The sequence below is a fragment of the Delftia sp. genome, assembly GCF_059499305.1.
This window is the reverse complement of record NZ_JCABYI010000012.1, coordinates 43147-61413: the sequence shown is the minus strand read 5'-3', so window position 1 is coordinate 61413 and position 18267 is coordinate 43147. Positions and strand designations below refer to the sequence as shown.

Here is an 18267-nt window from a genome sequence, read left to right as displayed (position 1 = left end):
CTTTCACAGCGCAGGCAGCTCAGGCAGGCAGCTGCCTGAAGCTCCTACGGTCCGCCGTGCTGCCAAACGATGCGCAGCCCGACAGCACGGCGGGCGAAGGCGCGGTGGTCGACAGCGCCTCGCTGCACTGCCGGGGCAGCTGGCTGCGCTCGTCTTCCAGGGCCTGTGTCTGGATCATGGGGGCCATGGCCACCACGTTGCCGAAGATGGTGGCAAAGGCCACGTCGGCCGCGTCACGGCCCGTGCCAAAGCGCATGAAGCCCATGGGAATGGCCGTGCCCGATGCATCGAACAGGTACCACCTGTCGCCCAGGTAGGCTTCCACGTAGGCATGGAAATCGGGCGGGCCCAGCGCAGGGTCGGCACCGTAGTCCGTGCCGGTGGCGATGCGGGCAGGAATGTTCAGCGCACGGCACAGGGCGATCATCAAGTGCGTGAAATCGCGGCACACGCCCACCTGCTCCACCAGGGTATCGACGGCCGAGGTGGACGAGTTGCTGGTGGCCGAAGCGAAGGTCACCAGCTCCTGCACCCACTGCTGTATGGCCAGCACGCGCGAATAGCCGGGCGCCAGGTGGCCGAAATTGCGGAAGGCCAGCTGCATCAGCCGGTCGGACTGGCAATAGCGGCTGGGGTAGATGTAGGGCAGGACCTCCAGCGGGATGCAGCGCACCGGAACCTCGCCCAGCGCCGCCGGATCCTCGCGGTGGTGCGCGATGCAGACGGTGGCCGTGTAGGTCAGGTGCAGGGGGCCGGGGTTGGCATGCAGGCGCATGAAGCGCGTGGAGGTGGCGGGCTCGGTGGCAATGTCGGGCTCCACCGGCTGGCTGAGCACCAAACGCTCGTTCTCCACCGTCTGGTGCGAGGTGTGGGCAGCATGGATGTTGAACACGAAGTCGGCCCCGGCCGGATCGCGGATGTCATAGGCAAGATCCACCTGGATCTGCAGCCTGATTCCTGGTTGGGCCATTGTTTTTCCCTGGTTGGTCTGTCGGATCGGCATCCATGGTGGGATCAAGAGTCTCCGCCGGCCGTAGGCCCCTGCTGAAAAGCCTGTAGTGCTTGGCAGGGACAGCGCGTGCGCCCGCCCGGCGGCCCGCAGGGGATGCAAACTCGGCTAACATCGGCGCCGCCCCGCATGGCGCAATGCCTGTGGCGGGGGCATCCACCAGCCAGGAACAGCCAAGGAGACCGCTAGATGGCGGAGATCATCGAGATATCGCGGGCGGCGCTGCACGAGCAGGTGGCGGACCGTTTGCGGTCCATGCTCATCGAGGGGCGCATCGCCCCGGGCGCCAAGCTCAACGAGCGCGAGCTGTGCGAGCAGCTCGGCGTCTCGCGCACGCCGCTGCGCGAGGCCATCAAGCTGCTGGCCGCCGAAGGCCTGGCCGACCTGCTGCCCAACCGCGGCGCCATCGCCGTCAAGCTGAGCGAGGCCGATGTCATGCACGCCTTCGAGGTGCTGGCCGGCATCGAGGGCCTGTCAGGCGAACTGGCCGCCCAGCGCATCACCGACCAGGAATTCGCCGAAATCCGCGCCCTGCACTACGAGATGATGGCCAGCGTGGCGCGCGCCGACGTGTCCGCCTACTACCGGCTCAATGCCGCCATCCACGCGGCGCTGAACAGCGCCGCCAAGAACCCCGTGCTGACGGAAACCTTCCAGCGCATCAACAACCGCGTGCAGTCGCTGCGCTTTCGCACCAACCTGGACACGGCCAAGTGGAAGCAGGCCGTCAAGGAGCACGAGGCCATGATCGAGGCCCTGGGCGCACGCGACGCCACGGCCCTGCGCGAGCTGCTGGTCACCCACCTGCACCACAAGCGCGATGCCGTGCTGGCCATGCTGCGCGCCGAGGTGAGAGTTTCCAGCAAGGCTCGCTGAAGCAAGAGGCCAAATCGGCCACTCGGCACCGCATTCACCCGCTCTTCCATCTCACCACTGCGCGGCAAGGCTACGCCCAGCGGTGCAACCGCGCCTTTCAACAAGCGCACCCGTGAGAGCCTGGGCCCAAAGCGCTTTGCATTCATTCATCCAGTTCTATTCCTAGGAATTTTCTGGGAAATCGGCCCATTCGCCAAATAATTCAGAATGATCTGATTGATTTTCTATTTTTATCGTGTACTTAATCAGTAGCCATAGGTATTGCACTACCGGCGCCAATGACTGAGAACACGATGATAGAAAAACAACGCAAGGGAGTTTTCCGCAAGGAAGCACTGCAACGATTTGAGCAACAGGAGCATGGCCCAATGCTGTTGGCACGCTCAAACCACAGCTGGCTACTGGTTAGCTTGGCTTTTGCCATTACTTTTTCCTGCACGCTTTATCTATTCCTTGGCAGCTACAGGCCACGCGCTACCGTAAGTGGCATCCTGGTTCCAGCGGACGGCGCGATAAAGGTCATGGCGCCTGTCAACGGCATCGTGTCGGAGCTACATATCCAGGAAGGCCAGCAGGTAAAACAGGGCGATGTCCTTTTTGTAATGGCGGACCAACGCTCACAGACAGGCAACCGACAAACCACAAAAATCTCGGATTTACGCCTTGCCTCGCTGGCCCAGCGTCAAGAAAGCCTGAAGCGACTCAGAACGACGACACAGCAACTGGGCATGACCAATGAAGCAGGTTTGCGCAGGCAGCACGACAATATCAACGAGGAACTTCAGCGCAATCAGCAAGAGCTGGACCTTTATGCTCGGCGGATCCAGGCTCTCTCGAAAATAGTCGCGAATCATCGAGAGCTGGCAGAAAAAAAATACATTTCACACTTGGAGCTTCAAGACAAAGAAGAACAACTATCTTCACTTGAAACACAACTGCTGGGCGCTCAACGCAGCCGTTCGCAGTTAACCAGAAGCTCCGCAAATCTCTTGAGTGAAATTCATCAGGCTCCCATCAAGGTAGCTGGGCAACTTGCTGAGATTGATCGTGATCTCGCAAGCCTGGAACTTGAAACCACGGAAATCGCGTCTCGCGATGGCTTTGCGATTACAGCGCCCATCTCAGGCCGCGTGACGGCCATCAATGCCAATCGTGGTCAGTCAGTATCTTCCCAGGCATTGGCTGTCATCGTTCCTGAGAATGCTCCCCTGATGGCGCATCTGTTCGCTCCCTCCAAAGCACTGGGTTTCGTCCAGTCCGGGCAGTCGGTCCTATTGAGGTACGAGCCCTACCCTTATCAAACCTACGGCATGCACGAAGGAACGGTAATGGAAGTTTCCAATAGTCCACTACAACCAGAAGACCTCGCCATTTTTCCCAACACACTCAAACAGGAGGGAATGTACCGTGTCACCGTAAAAATCAAAAATCAATTTATCATCACCCACAGAAAGAAGACAAATCTTTTCCCTGGAATCGCACTCGAAGCAGACATTCAGCAGGATAAGCGTCGGCTGATCGAGTGGATATTGGCGCCAATCATTGGCGGTACCATGCGGCACCTTTAATCGAAAATCTCTTATCCCTAGACTTCATGCCAATTCAAACCATGGCATACAGGAAAATCTTCAAAGGTAAAAAATGAAAACCAGCAATCCCCTCACATTAGCCGTTGATGCTCTGAAATTTGACGAGTTTGGAGATTACGAAATCAAGGAAGTATTGACTGATGACGCTCTTGATCTTATCAGTGGTGGATTCATCATTACCAATAAATGCGAAGTAAACAAAGACTGTGAACGCAACAATGGCTGCAAAAAATACGGACCGTATGAGGACGATGATTCAAATATCTAACTAACTTCCATTTTTCACAAAGGCCGAATGCAAACTCGGCTTTTAAATCCACGAATCAATTAAACCCTATTGAAAACTCACTTAAAATCCATTATGTCGCACGAAACTCATCACCAGCTCATCTCCTCGGTAGATCCGAGATATTTGGAAATCACATTACTACCCACAGAGCAATGTAATTTTCGATGCACCTACTGCTACGAGGACTTCTCAATTGGAAAAATGAGCCAACAAATCATTGATTCAATCAAAAATCTGCTGGCAAACAGAATAAAAAACCTTAAGCAATTAAATTTGCAGTGGTTTGGCGGTGAGCCTTTGGCGGCGAAAGGCATCATGTATGACATCAGCACATTCGCTCAGAGCCTATGCAAAAAACATGGTGTTCACTTTGGTGGGAATATAACCACAAACGGATATCTACTGGACATGAAAACTGTCAGGCGCTTACACGATCTTGGGCAAAACGGCTATCAAATATCCCTGGATGGGTTCGGTGCCGTGCACAACAACACAAGAAAATTGGCATCGGGCGACGGGACATTTGATCGTATTATTTCCAATCTGATGGCGATACGCGACAGTGATCTATCTCTATCAGTGCTTCTGCGCGTTCACCTTTCTGTGGAGAATCATGAATCAGTCAAGGAACTCGCGCAAATGCTGCGCCTTGATTTTCTGCATGACAGCAGGTTTTCGGTCTTCCTAAAACCCATAGAAAACTTGGGTGGCCCCAACAGTAAAAACATCCATCCACTTAATAAACAAGATCGGCAAGCTCGCCAAAAAGAGTTGGAGCATTTGCTTTATGGAAAAAAATCCAGTCATGAGCTTAGCTCGGATAAAAAAATTTACATCTGCTATGCCAGCAGGCCCAACTCTCTGGTGATACGCGCAGATGGTAGGGTACAAAAATGCACGGTCCTGCTTTCTAACGACCGCAATACCGTCGGAAAACTCACACCCGACGGACAAATTCATCTTGATCGTCACTTGATGGGAGATTGGATGCGGGGCTATACAACAGGTGATCTAAAAACACTGAGTTGTCCCGCCGCGAATATCGGACAAGCCAGAAATTCCAAAACTATTCCGATAGTAAGGATTGCATGAAAAACCTCATCACTTTTGACATCACCAAAGAAACATTCAACGAATGTGTTGCAGACCGCCAGATGCACTTGGCACGCGGCGCGGTAGATCCCGAACTAATGAATTGGTCCGATATTGATTCGGCCCTCTATTACAGTGATATCGCGCCTCCCTTTATGCATCTCTACAAAAATGGCGTAGTGCCACCAGAGAAGTACATAGAAGAATTAAAATCAGGCAGCCGCACCATACAACGACTCAATACTCAAGCCGTACAATCCCTGCTGGAAGCCGGCTCAACCGCCATCCTGAATCGCATCGATGTCAGGCAGGAGTTGATTCGCAAACTGTGCGAGGAAGTGGCCAGCTTCACCGATGCAGATACCACGGCAAATGCATACCTGGCTTTCTCAGGCGAAGGAAGCTTTGGCGCGCACTGGGACACGCATGACGTAATGGCTATTCAACTGATCGGAAAAAAACATTGGCGCATTTATCCACCGACCTATCAATTTCCTCTACCTGGACATACATCCAAGTCGTTTGAAGCCGCATGCCCTGCAGAGCCCATTTTTGACGGCATGTTAGAGGCGGGTGATCTGCTATATCTCCCGAGAGGCTGGTGGCATGAAGTACTGCCTGTTGGTGAAACACTTCATATAGCGGTTGGAATATACCCACCCAATATTTTGAATTATTTAGCTTGGTTTTTGGAAAAAAATCTCAGAAACCACGAAGAACTAAGACGCAGCCTCAGACCAGATGCAGTGACCACTGACATAATTTCGCGTGCTTGCCAAGTTCTCACGGATCAGCTCAATAATCCGGAAGTTTTCTCAAATTTCATGGATGAAATAAGCGTAAAAAGGATAAAACCCAGAATACCGTTTTCTCTCAATTCCCTGTCTTCCTTGGACAAACCTCTCGAACCCCATCCAATCCCATGAGTACCACATTCTACCGAATTCCGCTTCTCATCACCTATATTTTCTTTTGCTTTTTTCTTCAGGGCTGCGCATTTTATTCAGAAAAAAACAAGGAAGACCTCAACATATCAAACAAAAACTGGAGTGATATTGCTGTCCAGGATATCAAGCGAATTCATGAAATATTAAGCGAAACCCATCCGGCAAAACTGGACACATCAAATCATGAATTCAATAATTGGCTGGATTTTGTCGGCTACAAAGAATCCATGTTGTTAGCCGAGCGTAGCGAATCAGAACAACAAGCCTTCTCAGCATTGAAATTCTATCTCACCGGATTCATGGATGAGCATTTATCAGTTGGGACATATGCTGATCAAAAAGATCCTCTTTCCTGGGCCGGCTGGCATATGGAACACAGCAATGGCCGGTATTTGGTAGCATCACGAGCCATCGACTGGTCAGTGGATTTACCGCAGATAGGCGATGAAGTAATATCCTGCGACAGCATTTCGATTCATGAAATACTACACAACAAGGTGGCACCTTTTGTAGACAGGAGAATACATCTAGAAAACACACTTAATAAACTGGCGAGATACATAACTATCGAGCAAGCCAATAGCCCTCTTTGGGAAACTCTTCGCCCCACGAAATGCCTTTTTCAGAAACTCAGCGGGAAATATCAAGAAATCCCCTTAATATGGAAAAAACAGCCCAAAAACCTGAAAATCAAACGCCCCCCTCCTCCTCCTCAGGGTATGCACCAGATCAAAAAAGGCATTTATTGGATTCACGCCTCCAATTTCAAATTGAATACTGAAGAGCATATCGATTTCGACCATTTTCTTAATAATATTCAATCGATTGATAACGCAGATGCCATCATTCTGGATACACGAGGAAATAATGGTGGAAACTCCATGGTGGGATCTGCCATATTGTCCGCAGCATTGAAAAAATCAGCACCATCGTATCAGAATTCAAAAGCATATTGGCGCATATCCCCTATATCGATGGCGACCATAGATGGCCATAGAGAATCAGCTCTAAAGATTGAAGGCAAGGATAGTCAAATTTACAAATGGCTCAATGACTTGCGTGAATCCATGGAGGTCGCCACCCAACGCGGTGAAAATTTTGTGGAGCAAGCTGACATAACAAGCGAAGATGACACAGAAATCCCGCAAGGCTGGCCACCATTCCAAGGCAAGCTTATTTTGATTACGGATTCATATTGTTTCAGTGCCTGTCTGGATTTTGTGGATGAGGTTATGAGCGTGCCCGGCGCGTTGCACGTAGGAAGTACAACAGACGCGGACACACGATATATGGACATTGGTTCAGCAGTACTTCCCAGCGGCCTGAAAATATGGATTCCTTTGAAAGTATGGGTCGGTAGACGACGTCAAGACAACGTTCCATATATTCCGCAGATCAAATATCACCAAGACATCAATGACACGAAGGCGTTGCAGGCCTGGGTTTTGCAATCCATACTCCTCGTCGCCAAGAATATCGGAACACCGTGAGCCTCTACCTGCAAACCACGTTGAGTGAATGTGGGCTGGCCTGTGTGGGCTACATCGCCGCACACCACAAGCACGAGTTTTCCATGAACGAATTGCGCACGCGATTTTCCGTATCGATTCGTGGAACCAGCCTGCGTGATCTCATTCACATGGGGGAGATGCTTGGTCTGGGTGCCAGGGCGGTGCGCCTGAATCTCAAAGGCCTGCCAAAGCTTCCCGTGCCCTGCATCCTGCATTGGGATCTGACCCATTTCGTGGTGTTGACCAAAGTTTCCCGGCGCAAGATCACCATTCACGACCCCGCCAAAGGCCTGCGCACCTTGCCGCTGGCCGAGGCCAGCGAGCATTTCACGGGAATCGCCCTGGAAATGTGGCCGACACCGGCCTTTCAGCAGATCAAACCAAAACCGCCCATCGGCTGGCGGGATTTGATCGGCCCCATCACAGGGCTCAGGCGCAGCCTGCTCCAATTGTTCGTGCTGGCTGCTGCCCTGCAAGTGGTGGCCCTCATCCTGCCTTTGTTCACGCAGTGGTTGATGGACGGCCCCGTTGTTTCTGGCGAGCTTGATCTCATAGGCGTCATCGCCATCGGCTTTGTACTGTTGACTGTAGTGCGCACGGTGCTGGAGTGGACACGCGGCTGGCTGGGGATCGTTGCTACGTATCAGCTGGGCATCCAATGGTCTTCGCGCATTGCGCGGCACCTGTTCAAGCTTCCGATGCATTGGTACGAAGTCCGCCATACCGGAGATGTTCTGTCGCGCTTCCAGTCTGCCAACAGTATCCAGCAGACCGTGACGGGCAAGCTGGTGGACATCGTGCTTGATGCCCTGTTTGCCATGATCACCGGGATCGTGATGCTGATCTACAGCCCACTGCTGGCTGCTGTGGCCGTGTTCACCATCGTGGCCTATGCAGCCATACGCCTGTCCACACATGGCGCATTTCATCGGCTCAGCGACGAAGCGCTGGTTCATGAAGCAACAGCTCAAAGCCATTTTCTGGAAAGCCTGCGCGCCATGCAGAGCGTCAAGATTGCAGGCATGGAGGCGCATCGTGCATCCGACTGGGCCAACCGCATGGTGCAGGCGGCCAACAGGCGCATGCGCAGCAACCGGATGACGCTGACCTTCGGGTCGAGCTACAGCCTGCTGTTCGGACTGGAAACCGTGGCCGTGCTTGCGGCAGGTGCGTACATGACCATCGAGGGTGCATTGACGGTTGGCATGCTGATGGCCTTCATTGCCTACAAAAATGAGTTCTCTTCCAGGATGCAACGGTTCATCGACAACATGATGTCGATGCGCATGCTGCGGCTGCATGTGGAGCGGCTGTCCGACATCGTGCTGACCGAGCCTGAAAAGACCGCCGGCGCATTGCCTGAACAGTTCGACTCCAGCGGCTGGGCGCCACCGGAAATCCATCTGGACAAGGTGAGCTTCCGGTACGCCGAAGGCGGTCCATGGGTGTTGAAGGATATCGACCTGAAGCTGCATGCAGGGGAACATGTAGCCATCGTTGGCCCGACCGGATGCGGCAAGACGACACTGGCCAAGATCATCTTGGGCTTGCTGGAGCCGACCTCGGGAACCGTTCGGGTAGATGGGCAGCCGCTGAGCTACCTTGGCTTGTCGAACTGGAGACGGCGCATTGGCGTCGTGATGCAGGACGATCAGTTGTTCTCTGCAAGCCTCAAGGAAAATATTGCGGGACTGGATGGCGTGCTCGACATGGAGCGGGTCCAAGTTGCAGCACGGGCAGCTTTCATCCATGACGATATTCTTGCCATGCCGATGGGTTACGACACGCTCAATGGGGACATGGGCAACACCTTGTCCGGAGGCCAAAAGCAACGCCTTCTGCTGGCCAGGGCCTTGTACCGTGAACCCTGTGTGCTGGTTCTGGACGAAGCCACCAGCCACCTGGATGTGGAGCGCGAACAGCAGGTCAACGAATCCATTGGCCGACTGCCTGTGACACGTATCACGATTGCACATCGTCCTGACACGATTGCCATGGCTGAGCGCGTGATTGACATCACACGATTGCATGCAAGCGCCATTGCCGTGGAGGCAGCCGCTCCATGAGCCGACCTCCCGTCTTGCTCTGCAACTGCCCATGGCGATGCTTGCTGCTCTGTATCGCTGGCAGCCTGGCCGCGCTACTGAGCGTGGTACCGATGTGCACTCTGGCATCGACGGACATCTTTCAGGCTGAGGAGAGGGTTGTTCAGCCCCTAACAGCCATCGCACGGCCTGGATCGCCAACACCCTGCATCTTTGCTGCGATGCCCGACCCTTTGCCTGTCGCCGAGGCCGTGGAGCGCATGCTTTGCAATGACCCCAACGTGCGTCTGGCTTGGGCGCAAACCCGCGCGCAAGCAGCCCAGGTCGGGCTCAAACAGTCGGCTTACTTGCCAAGGCTGAACGCACAACTGGACGCCAGACAGGCACACAGCGAGATCCAGCGCGCAAGCGGTGGCTCGGGCGGCAGCAGGCAAACCTACACGGGCGCCGTCAACCTCCATTGGGTGGTGCTGGATTTCGGAGCCCGCGAAGCAGCGCTGGAGACTGCCCGACAGCTGTTGCGCGCCGCAAATGCCTCCGGGCAAGCCGCCGTGCAGCAAGCCTTCCTGCGCTCGGTGCAGCTTTACTATCAGGCGCAGTCGCTCCAAGGACGCTTACAAGCGGCGCGGCAGGTTCTGGATCTGGCGGATGAAAACCACCAGGCGGCAAACGCCAGGTACCAGGCGGGTGCAGCCGCGTTGTCCGACATGCTGCAGGCGAAGACCGCGCTATCTAGAGCCAGTCTCAGAGTGACGCGCGTGCAAGGTTCGCTTGAGCAGGTGCTGGGCGACATGGCCCTGTTGATGGGGCAATCTGCCCATCTTGCACTGCGCGTCGAGCCTCTTGCTACTGCTCGGCCAGACTCGGGCTTCGTTGATGCGCTGGAAGAACTGCTGGCAATCGCGCGGCAGACACACCCCACTTTGATGGCCGCGCAGGCCAGACTGAGTGCCGCGCAGGCGGCTGTACGAGAAAGCCGGGCCTATGGTCGCCCCAATGTCGCGCTGACAGGGAGCATCAACCGCTCGCGCAGCATGCAGCCGCCGGCCTTGGGCTCTGACTTCCGCCAATCGGATAGCAGCCTGGGCGTTCAACTGAACATCCCGTTGTTTGACGGGATGGAGCGCGAATACCGCATACGCGATGCGCAAGCCCGTGCAGCTGAAAGCACAGCAGCCATGGAAGACACACTTCAACGGATTTCACGCGACGTATGGCTTAACTACCAAACGCTGAAAACCGAGACCGAAAGCCTTCAACGCACCAGTGAGATCGAAGACCAGTCGCGACAGGCGCTTGAAGTCGTTCGAGGCCGGTATCGTGCCGGCGTGGGCAACATGACGGAATTGCTCAATGCCATGAATGCCTTCACTGATGCGCAAGAACTGCATATCTCGACGTTGAACAGTTGGAGGATCTCTCGGATAGGCTTGGCCGGCAGCCTGGGCCGATTGGGCTTTTGGTCGCTGGATTGAAACGTTCTACGCCCGCCAGCGCCCTTACTCCTTTAGAACTTGTAGCGCCGCAATCCCCGCCCGCGCCACCTCCGCATCCTCGGCCGGCTTCACCCCGCTGATGCCCACGGCGCCCAGGCAGTGGCCCTCACTGGTGATGGGCACGCCGCCTTCCAGCAGGCCCTGCAGCGCGGGCACGCTCAGGTAGGCGGTACGGCCACCATTGATCATTTCCTCATAGAGCCGGCTTTCCTTGCGGCCCAGTGCTGCGGCGTGGGCCTTGGCCGGCGCGATGTGGGCCGAGGCCGGTGCCGCGCCGTCCAGGCGCTGCAGCCACAGCAGGTGGCCGCCGTCATCGGCGATGGCGATGCTGACGGCCCAGCCGCGCGCCGTGGCATGCGCCTCGGCGGCCTGGGCGATGGCCTTGATGTCCTGGAGGTCCAGGCAGGGCTTGTGCTTCATGGGAGTGCCTTGTCCTGTGAAGGATGGAGGATGGCGATCAGCGGGCAGTCAGCGGGCGTCCAGCAGGCTTTCCAGCAGCCGCGCCACATGCACGGCTTCGCGCGCCGCGCCGTCGGCGATCTGGTGGCGGCAGCTGGTGCCGTCGGCCACGACGATGGCTTCGGGGCGCTGGCGTATGGCCGGCAGCAGGGCCGCCTCGGCCATGTCCATGGAGACCTGGTGGTGGCTGGCCTCGTAGCCGAAGCTGCCGGCCATGCCGCAGCAGGAGCTTTCGATCAGCTCGGGCTGGGCGCCGGGAATCAGCCGCAGCACGTCGAGGATGGGGCTGACCGCGCCAAAGGCCTTCTGGTGGCAATGGCCGTGCACGAGGATGGGCGCCCCGGCGGCGCGCAGCGGCAGCGCGAAGCGGCCGGCCTTCACTTCACGGGCAATGAATTCCTCGAACAGCAGGGCCTGGGCGGCAACAGCCTGCGCAGGCTCGCCCAGGCCCATGACCAGGGCTTCGTCGCGCAGGGTCAGCAGGCAGGAGGGCTCCAGGCCGACGATGGGGATGCCGGCCCGGGCCAACGGCGCCAGGGCGTTGATCAGCGCACCGGCGCTGGCCTTGGCCTGCTCGACCATGCCGGTGGCCAGGTAGGTGCGGCCGCAGCAGTGGTGGCCGCCCCCCTCTTTGCCGGACTTGCTGGCGGTGTGCAGCGCATAGCCGGCCGCCTGCAGCACGCGCGCGGCGGCCAGGGCGTTTTCGCTCTCGAAGGTGCCGTTGAAGGTGTCCACGAAGAGCACGGCCACGCGCTCGCCGGCCGCCGCGCGGGCCAGGGCCTGGTCGCGGTCAAGAAAGGTATGTGCTTCGGGCGCGCGCCAGAAGGTGTCGCTGCGCCAGGCCGGCAGCGAGCGCCGGGCGGACAGGCCCAGCAGCTTTTCGCCCAGTTGGCGCAGCACGGGCAGGCGGTTGCGCAGGTTCAGCAGCCAGGGCATGCGGCTGGCCGTGGCCGCGTAGCGCGGCAGATGGGCAACCAGCCGGTCCTTGAGCGTGTGGCCATGGCGGGCCTTGTAGTGGGCCAGGAATTCCACCTTCATGCGGGCCATGTCCACGCCCGTGGGGCAGTCGCGCCTGCAGCCCTTGCAGCCCACGCACAGGTCCATGGTGTCGTGCATGGCCTCGCTGGTGAAGGCGTCCGGCCCCAGCTGGCCCGAGATGGCCAGGCGCAGGGTGTTGGCGCGGCCCCGCGTCAGGTGCTGTTCGTCGCGCGTGACGCGGTAGCTGGGGCACATGGTGCCGGCGTCGAACTTGCGGCAGTGGCCGTTGTTGTTGCACATCTCCACGGCCTTGGCAAAGCCGCCCGTGACGTCGCCGCCCGTGCCGGGCGCCGTGGTGACTTCGGTGACCGGGTCGGCCTGCACGTTCCAGGCGGACCAGTCGAGCACGGGCGTGATGGGAATGCGCCGGTAGGGCCGGGGCGTATCGGCGGGCGCGAAGCGGAACAGCCGGCCATCGTCCATCTTCGGCGTATCGATGATCTTGCCGGGGTTGAAGAGGCTGTCCGGGTCGAAGTGCTGCTTGATGGCGCGCAGGGCCTCGGTGATGGCGGGCCCGAACTGCCAGGCAATCCACTCGCCGCGGCACAGCCCGTCGCCGTGCTCGCCGCTGAAGGCGCCCTTGTATTTGCGCACGAGTTCGGCCGCTTCCTCGGCAATGGCGCGCATGCGCGCCGCGCCGTCGGTGCGCATGTCCAGGATGGGCCGCACATGCAGCGTGCCCACGGAGGCATGGGCGTACCAGGTGCCCCGGCTGCCGTGGCGCGCGAACACTTCGGTGAGCGCGTCGGTGTACTCGGCCAGGTGCTGCAGCGGCACGGCGCAGTCCTCGATGAAGCTCACGGGCTTGCCGTCGCCCTTGAGGCTCATCATGATGTTCAGCCCCGCCTTGCGCACTTCCCAGAGGTTTTTCTGGGCCGCTTCCTCGGGCATTTCCACCACGCTGCCGGGCAGGCCCAGCTCGCCCATGAGTTCCACCAGCTGGCGCAGCCGCGCCAGCAGCGCCGCGCGGTCGTCGCCGGCGAATTCCACCAGCAAGATGGCGGCCGGGCGGCCGATGAGCGCGGTCTCTATGGTGGGCCTGAAGGCCGGGTTGGCCAGGCCCAGTTCGATCATGGTGCGGTCCACCAGCTCCACGGCCGTGGGGCCCAGCTTCACGATGTGCTGGGCCGAGTCCATGGCCGCGTGGAAGGTGGGGAAGTTGACCACGCCCAGCACCTTGGCGCGCGGCAGCGCGCTCAGCTGCAGGGTGAGCGAGCGCGTGTAGGCCAGCGTGCCCTCGGCGCCTATCAGCAGATGGGCCAGGTTGACGCTGCCGTCGGCCGTGTAGGGCCGCTCGCTCTGGTTGTCGAAGATGTCGAGGTTGTAGCCCGCCACGCGGCGCATGACCTTGGGCCAGTGGGCGTGGATGTCCTCGCGGTGCTGTTGCGCCAGCCCGTGCACGAATTGCGCAATGCGCGCCGCGCGGCCCGTGGCCTGGGCTACGGGGCCGAAGTCCAGCAGCTCGCCATCGGCCATCCAGGCGCGGGCGCCGCGCACGTTGTGGACCATGTTGCCGTAGGCAATGGAGCGCGAGCCGCAGGAATTGTTGCCCGCCATGCCGCCCAGCGTGGCCTGGGCGCTGGTCGATACGTCCACCGGATACCACAGGCCGAGCTTCTTGAGCCGGGCGTTGAGGTGGTCCAGCACCAGGCCGGGCTCGACCTCGGCCGTGCCTGCATCGGGGTCCACCGAGAGGATGTTGCGCAAATGCTTGCTGTTGTCGATCACCAGGGCCGCGCCCGTGGTCTGCCCGCACTGGCTGGTGCCGCCGCCACGCGGCAGCACGGGCACCTTCAGCTCGCGGGCGATCTGCAGGGCCGTGGCGATGTCTTCTTCGCAGGTGGGCACGAAGACGCCCACCGGCATGATCTGGTAGATGGAGGCATCGGTGGCATAGCGCCCGCGCGAGGCGGCGTCGAACAGGACCTGGCCGCGCGTGTCCGAGCGCAGGCGGCGCGCCAGCATCTGGCTGACATCGTCGGGCGGCAGCACGGTGCCGGGGGCGGGCACGGTGTCGTCGGGGGAAGCGGCAAGGCGGTGCGTGGGTTCCATCAGCATGGCGGCTCTCATTCGTTCATGGTTCGTGGGTAGATCTGGCCTGCCTTGAGCAGGGCGATGACGGTGTCGCGCTTGTGCTCCAGGTGGGCCACCAGCACCTGGCGCAGCGCGGCGGCGTCGCGCGCCTGCAGCGCCTCCAGCATGCGTTCGTGCTCCTGGACGGCGCGTTTCCACTTGGCCGCGTCCTGGTTGGTGCGAAAGCGCAGCGACTGCACGCGAGCGTTGATGCGGCCATAGGTCTCGGCCAGCACGGGGTTGGCGGCGGCGCGGTTGATGGCCGAGTGGATCAGCGCATTGAGCCGGTAGTAGCCGGACAGGTCCTGGCGCGCATGGCTGGCCAGCATCTCGAAGTGCAGGGCCCGCACCTCGGCCAGCTGCTGCTCGCTGATGCGCTGCGCGGCCAGCTCGCCCGACATGCCCTCCAGCCCCGCCAGCACCTCGAAGGTCTGCAGCACATCGGCCTCGCCCAGGCGCACGGCCACGGCGCCGCGGTTGGGCACCAGGTCCACCAGCCCTTCGGAGGCCAGCAGCTTGATGGCCTCGCGCAGCGGCGTGCGCGAGACGCGCAACTGCTCGCACAGCGCGCGCTCGTTGAGCTTGGCGCCGGGCGGTATGCGCCCTTCCACCAGCCAGGTGCGCAGCCGCGCCGCCACCTGGTCATGCAGGGCAAGCCGCGAAATCTCGATGATCTCCGCCATGGATTCTCCTGGTCGAATGAATTTTGCATTCATTTTTACGCAAGCATTTCTCAAGGCATTCATGGTTATCACCAAGGCATTTATGAATTTTGAATGCAAAAATTCGCAAACACCCTCCCCCCGCAGACCGACCTGGCATTTCCTTGAAAAGGACGCACCATGCTCACGCTCGACAACCATCCCACGGGCCGCCACTTCCTCCAGATCCCCGGCCCCAGCCCGGTTCCCGACCGCATCCTGCGGGCCATGAGCCTGCCCACCATCGACCACCGGGGGCCGGAGTTCGGCCAGCTCGGCCTGAAGGTGCTGGCCGGCATCCAGCAGGTCTTCAAGACCCGGCATCCGGTGGTGATCTATCCGGCCTCCGGCACGGGCGCCTGGGAGGCGGCCCTGATCAACACGCTCAGCCCTGGCGACCATGTGCTGATGTTCGAGACCGGCCACTTCGCCTCGCTGTGGCAGAAGATGGCCACGCGCCTGGGCCTGTCCACCGAGTTCCTGTCCTATGGCGGCTCCGATGAGCACCTGCCCCAGGCGCCGGGCTGGCGCCATGGCGTGCAGGCCGGGCTGATCGAGGCACGGCTGCGCAAGGACACGGAGCGCCGGATCCGCGCCGTGTGCGTGGTGCACAACGAGACCTCCACGGGCGTGACCTCGGACATCGCCGCCGTGCGCCGGGCCATCGACGCGGCGGGCCACCCGGCCCTGCTGCTGGTGGACACCATCTCGGGCCTGGCCAGCGCCGACTACCGCCATGACGAATGGGGCGTGGACGTGACCATCAGCGGCTCGCAAAAGGGCCTGATGCTGCCGCCCGGCATCAGCTTCAACGCGCTGTCGCCACGCGCGCTGGAGGCCGCCAAAAGCGCAAAGCTGCCCAAGTCGTTCTGGGCCTGGGACGAGATCGTGGAGATGAACCAGACCGGCTACTGGCCCTACACGCCCAACACCAACCTGCTGTACGCCCTGTCCGAATCGCTGGACATGCTGCTGGCCGAAGGGCTGGATACGGTGTTTGCGCGCCACCAGCGCTGGGCGGCCGGCGTGCGTGCCGCCGTGCAGGCCTGGGGCCTGCCCATCCAGTGCGCCGATCCGCAGGTCTACTCGCCCGTGCTCACCGGCGTGATCACGCCCGAGGGCGTGGATGCCGACGCCCTGCGCCGCCTGATCCACACGCGCTTCGACCTGTCGCTGGGCGCGGGCCTGGGCAAGCTCAAGGGCCGCATGTTCCGCATGGGCCACCTGGGCGACAGCAACGACCTGACGCTGCTGGCCATGGTCGCGGGCGTGGAGATGGGGCTGAAGCTGTCCGGCATCCGTCTGGCCGGCAGCGGCGTGCAGGCGTCCATGGATTACTTCGCGGCCCACGCCGCAGCCGGTGCGCTGCGCAAGGCCGCCTGAACCCATCGGCCCCGCGCCGAAACCCCTTGGCAGAGCCGGAGCACATGGCTCGCCCCCTTGATCGTGGATTGCACCCATACCAGGAAATAACAGGAGACAAGAGACATGACATCGCCCCGCAACCGCCTGGCGGCAACTGCCGTCGCCACCCTCGCCGCCACCGCCGCCATCACCCTCGCCCCTGCCGCCTGGGCGCAATGGAAGCCCGCCAAGTCCGTCGAACTCGTCGTGCCGTTCTCGGCCGGTGGCGCCTCGGACCAGATGGCGCGCGTGATCCAGGCCATCGTCACCAAGCACAAGCTGATCGAGCAGCCCGTGGTCATCCTCAACAAGGCCGGTGCCTCCGGCGCCGAGGGCATTCTGGATGTCAAGGCCTCGGCGCGCGACCCGCACAAGCTGCTGGTGGCCTCCACGGCCATCTTCACCCTGCCCATGGCCACGGCCCTGCCCTTCCAGTGGCGCAACCTGAATCCCGTGGCCATGATTGCCCAGGACCAGTTCGTGCTCTGGGTCAATGCCGAGACCGGCTACCAGACGCCCGCCGACTACCTGGCCGCCGCGCGGCAGGCCGGCGGCAAGTTCAAGATGGGCGGCACCAGTTCCAAGCGCGAGGACCAGATCATCACCGCCAACATGGAACAGGCCGCCGGCGTGAAGTTCACCTACATCCCCTACAAGGGCGGCGGCGAGGCCAGCACGCAGCTGGTGGGCAAGCACATCGACTCCAACGTCAACAACCCCAGCGAGTCCATGGCGCAGTGGCGCGCGGGCCAGGTGCGGGCGCTGTGCGTGTTCGACACGCAGCGCATCGAGTACACGGCCAAGGTCACGGGCAGCCAGGCGCTGTCGGACATCCCCACCTGCAGGGAGCAGGGCCTGGACGTGCAATACACCATGCTGCGCGGCTTCTTCCTGCCGCCCGGCACCACGCCGGAGCAGGCGCAGTTCTATGCGGGCGTGATGCACAAGGTGGTGGCCACGCCCGAGTGGAAGGAGTACCTGGAGAAAAACGCGCTCAAGCCCGAGTACATGACGGGGCAGGCCTTCGTGGACTTCCTGGCCAAGGACGAGACGCGCCACCTCGACATCATGAAGAAGGCCGGTTTCCTGTCGGCCAGCGTGGCCGCCGCCGCCAAGTGAGGAGCCGCGCCATGGACACCGCCATCCACCTTGCCCCGCCCTCCTCCAATTCAGCGGCAGCAGCAGCCCCGGCCCAGCCCGCCAGCGCGGCCACCGAATCCATCCCCGCCACCGAAGCCCAGGCCCCCGGCCTGGCCCGCCGCCATGTGGAGTACGGCGTGGCCGCCGTGCTGCTGGCGCTGGCCGTGCTCGTGGTCTGGGACAACCAGCGCATTGGCGCGGGCTGGGGCGACACCGGCCCGCAGGCCGGCTACTTCCCGCTGCGCGTGGGCGCCGTGCTGGGCATCTGCGCCATCGCCGTCTTCGTGCAGGCGCTGCGCAGCCGCAGCCAGGAGCAGTTCGCCAGCTGGCTGCAGCTCAGGCGCGTGGCCCAGGTGCTGCTGCCGCTGACGGCCTACATCGCCGTGATCGCGCCGCTGGGCATCTACGCGGCCTCGGTGCTGTTCATCACGGGCTTCATGGTGTTTGCGGGCCGTTATCCCTGGTGGAAGGCCGTGGCGCTGTCGGGCTTCACCAGCGTGCTGCTGTTCTACGTCTTCGAGATCCAGTTCAAGGTGCCCCTGCCCAAGGGTCCGCTTGAAGCCTGGCTCGGCTATTGACCCCTGTCGCCGCCACGGAG

Annotated in this window: 15 protein-coding genes; 11 read left to right on the top strand and 4 right to left on the bottom strand. The window is 60.4% G+C overall.

What is annotated here, in order from left to right:
* Positions 1-19: 19 nt before the first annotated feature.
* Positions 20-970, bottom strand: coding sequence for a transglutaminase-like domain-containing protein (locus tag AC5I49_RS09150; RefSeq protein WP_061287799.1), 951 nt, complete (start codon positions 968-970; stop codon positions 20-22).
* A 228-nt stretch (positions 971-1198) separates the two neighbouring features.
* Here AC5I49_RS09150 and AC5I49_RS09145 point away from each other — a divergent pair, with 228 nt between their 5' ends.
* The 8 genes from AC5I49_RS09145 (at position 1199) to AC5I49_RS09110 (ending at position 10833) form a co-directional block, all read left to right on the top strand.
* Positions 1199-1885 (top strand): GntR family transcriptional regulator, encoded by a 687-nt coding sequence (locus AC5I49_RS09145; RefSeq protein ID WP_495789223.1) that lies wholly within the window; start codon positions 1199-1201, stop codon positions 1883-1885.
* A gap of 278 nt (positions 1886-2163) precedes the next feature.
* Positions 2164-3453, top strand: coding sequence for a beta-barrel domain-containing protein (locus AC5I49_RS09140; protein WP_495789222.1), 1290 nt, complete (start codon positions 2164-2166; stop codon positions 3451-3453).
* 73 nt (positions 3454-3526) lie between these two features.
* Positions 3527-3742 (top strand): hypothetical protein, encoded by a 216-nt coding sequence (locus tag AC5I49_RS09135; RefSeq protein WP_152683555.1) that lies wholly within the window; start codon positions 3527-3529, stop codon positions 3740-3742.
* A gap of 93 nt (positions 3743-3835) precedes the next feature.
* Positions 3836-4855: a radical SAM protein gene (locus AC5I49_RS09130; protein ID WP_082145293.1), complete on the top strand. Its 1020-nt coding sequence runs from the start codon at positions 3836-3838 to the stop codon at positions 4853-4855.
* Positions 4852-5781 carry a cupin domain-containing protein gene (locus AC5I49_RS09125; protein WP_082145292.1) on the top strand — a complete coding sequence of 310 codons (930 nt, stop codon included), beginning with the start codon at positions 4852-4854 and terminating at the stop codon, positions 5779-5781. The genes AC5I49_RS09130 and AC5I49_RS09125 overlap by 4 nt, the downstream gene beginning before the upstream one ends.
* Entirely contained in the window at positions 5778-7292 is a 1515-nt protein-coding gene (locus AC5I49_RS09120; protein WP_495789221.1) for a S41 family peptidase, read from the top strand. Before AC5I49_RS09125 ends, AC5I49_RS09120 begins: the two co-directional genes overlap by 4 nt.
* Complete coding sequence (locus AC5I49_RS09115; RefSeq protein ID WP_047327245.1) at positions 7289-9379, top strand: peptidase domain-containing ABC transporter; 2091 nt, start codon at positions 7289-7291, stop codon at positions 9377-9379. Before AC5I49_RS09120 ends, AC5I49_RS09115 begins: the two co-directional genes overlap by 4 nt.
* Before the next feature lie 200 nt (positions 9380-9579).
* Entirely contained in the window at positions 9580-10833 is a 1254-nt protein-coding gene (locus tag AC5I49_RS09110) for a TolC family protein (RefSeq protein WP_495789220.1), read from the top strand.
* Between the two features lie 24 nt (positions 10834-10857).
* Here AC5I49_RS09110 and AC5I49_RS09105 read toward each other — a convergent pair whose 3' ends face one another.
* From AC5I49_RS09105 to AC5I49_RS09095, 3 genes are read right to left on the bottom strand one after another with little or no spacing between them, the layout of a single operon-like run.
* A complete protein-coding gene (locus tag AC5I49_RS09105) occupies positions 10858-11274 on the bottom strand; it encodes a heme-binding protein (RefSeq protein WP_495789219.1) in 417 nt (138 codons plus the stop codon).
* Positions 11275-11322: 48 nt separating this feature from the next.
* Complete coding sequence (locus AC5I49_RS09100) at positions 11323-14409, bottom strand: FAD-binding and (Fe-S)-binding domain-containing protein (protein WP_495789218.1); 3087 nt, start codon at positions 14407-14409, stop codon at positions 11323-11325.
* Positions 14410-14417: 8 nt separating this feature from the next.
* On the bottom strand, positions 14418-15107 hold the full coding sequence (locus tag AC5I49_RS09095) for a GntR family transcriptional regulator (RefSeq protein ID WP_012204897.1): 690 nt from the start codon (positions 15105-15107) through the stop codon (positions 14418-14420).
* A 159-nt stretch (positions 15108-15266) separates the two neighbouring features.
* Here AC5I49_RS09095 and AC5I49_RS09090 point away from each other — a divergent pair, with 159 nt between their 5' ends.
* The 3 genes from AC5I49_RS09090 to AC5I49_RS09080 all read left to right on the top strand — a co-directional run bounded on the left by AC5I49_RS09090 (position 15267) and on the right by AC5I49_RS09080 (position 18247).
* Positions 15267-16508, top strand: a complete 1242-nt coding sequence (locus tag AC5I49_RS09090) for a pyridoxal-phosphate-dependent aminotransferase family protein (RefSeq protein ID WP_012204896.1) — start codon at positions 15267-15269, stop codon at positions 16506-16508.
* A gap of 105 nt (positions 16509-16613) precedes the next feature.
* Positions 16614-17648: a Bug family tripartite tricarboxylate transporter substrate binding protein gene (locus tag AC5I49_RS09085; protein ID WP_495789217.1), complete on the top strand. Its 1035-nt coding sequence runs from the start codon at positions 16614-16616 to the stop codon at positions 17646-17648.
* Between the two features lie 11 nt (positions 17649-17659).
* Positions 17660-18247 (top strand): tripartite tricarboxylate transporter TctB family protein, encoded by a 588-nt coding sequence (locus tag AC5I49_RS09080; RefSeq protein WP_495789216.1) that lies wholly within the window; start codon positions 17660-17662, stop codon positions 18245-18247.
* Positions 18248-18267 lie beyond the last annotated feature (20 nt).

Bases quoted from the DNA above. Each gene is read 5' to 3' on its own strand.
- AC5I49_RS09150 (WP_061287799.1), bottom strand. From the start codon at position 970: ATGGCCCAACCAGGAATCAGGCTGCAGATCCAGGTGGATCTTGCCTAT.
- AC5I49_RS09095 (WP_012204897.1), bottom strand. From the start codon at position 15,107: ATGGCGGAGATCATCGAGATTTCGCGGCTTGCCCTGCATGACCAGGTG.
- AC5I49_RS09085 (WP_495789217.1), top strand. From the start codon at position 16,614: ATGACATCGCCCCGCAACCGCCTGGCGGCAACTGCCGTCGCCACCCTC.
- AC5I49_RS09145 (WP_495789223.1), top strand. From the start codon at position 1,199: ATGGCGGAGATCATCGAGATATCGCGGGCGGCGCTGCACGAGCAGGTG.
- AC5I49_RS09110 (WP_495789220.1), top strand. From the start codon at position 9,580: ATGCCCGACCCTTTGCCTGTCGCCGAGGCCGTGGAGCGCATGCTTTGC.
- AC5I49_RS09100 (WP_495789218.1), bottom strand. From the start codon at position 14,409: ATGCTGATGGAACCCACGCACCGCCTTGCCGCTTCCCCCGACGACACC.
- AC5I49_RS09140 (WP_495789222.1), top strand. From the start codon at position 2,164: ATGACTGAGAACACGATGATAGAAAAACAACGCAAGGGAGTTTTCCGC.
- AC5I49_RS09130 (WP_082145293.1), top strand. From the start codon at position 3,836: ATGTCGCACGAAACTCATCACCAGCTCATCTCCTCGGTAGATCCGAGA.
- AC5I49_RS09120 (WP_495789221.1), top strand. From the start codon at position 5,778: ATGAGTACCACATTCTACCGAATTCCGCTTCTCATCACCTATATTTTC.
- AC5I49_RS09125 (WP_082145292.1), top strand. From the start codon at position 4,852: ATGAAAAACCTCATCACTTTTGACATCACCAAAGAAACATTCAACGAA.
- AC5I49_RS09090 (WP_012204896.1), top strand. From the start codon at position 15,267: ATGCTCACGCTCGACAACCATCCCACGGGCCGCCACTTCCTCCAGATC.
- AC5I49_RS09080 (WP_495789216.1), top strand. From the start codon at position 17,660: ATGGACACCGCCATCCACCTTGCCCCGCCCTCCTCCAATTCAGCGGCA.
- AC5I49_RS09105 (WP_495789219.1), bottom strand. From the start codon at position 11,274: ATGAAGCACAAGCCCTGCCTGGACCTCCAGGACATCAAGGCCATCGCC.
- AC5I49_RS09135 (WP_152683555.1), top strand. From the start codon at position 3,527: ATGAAAACCAGCAATCCCCTCACATTAGCCGTTGATGCTCTGAAATTT.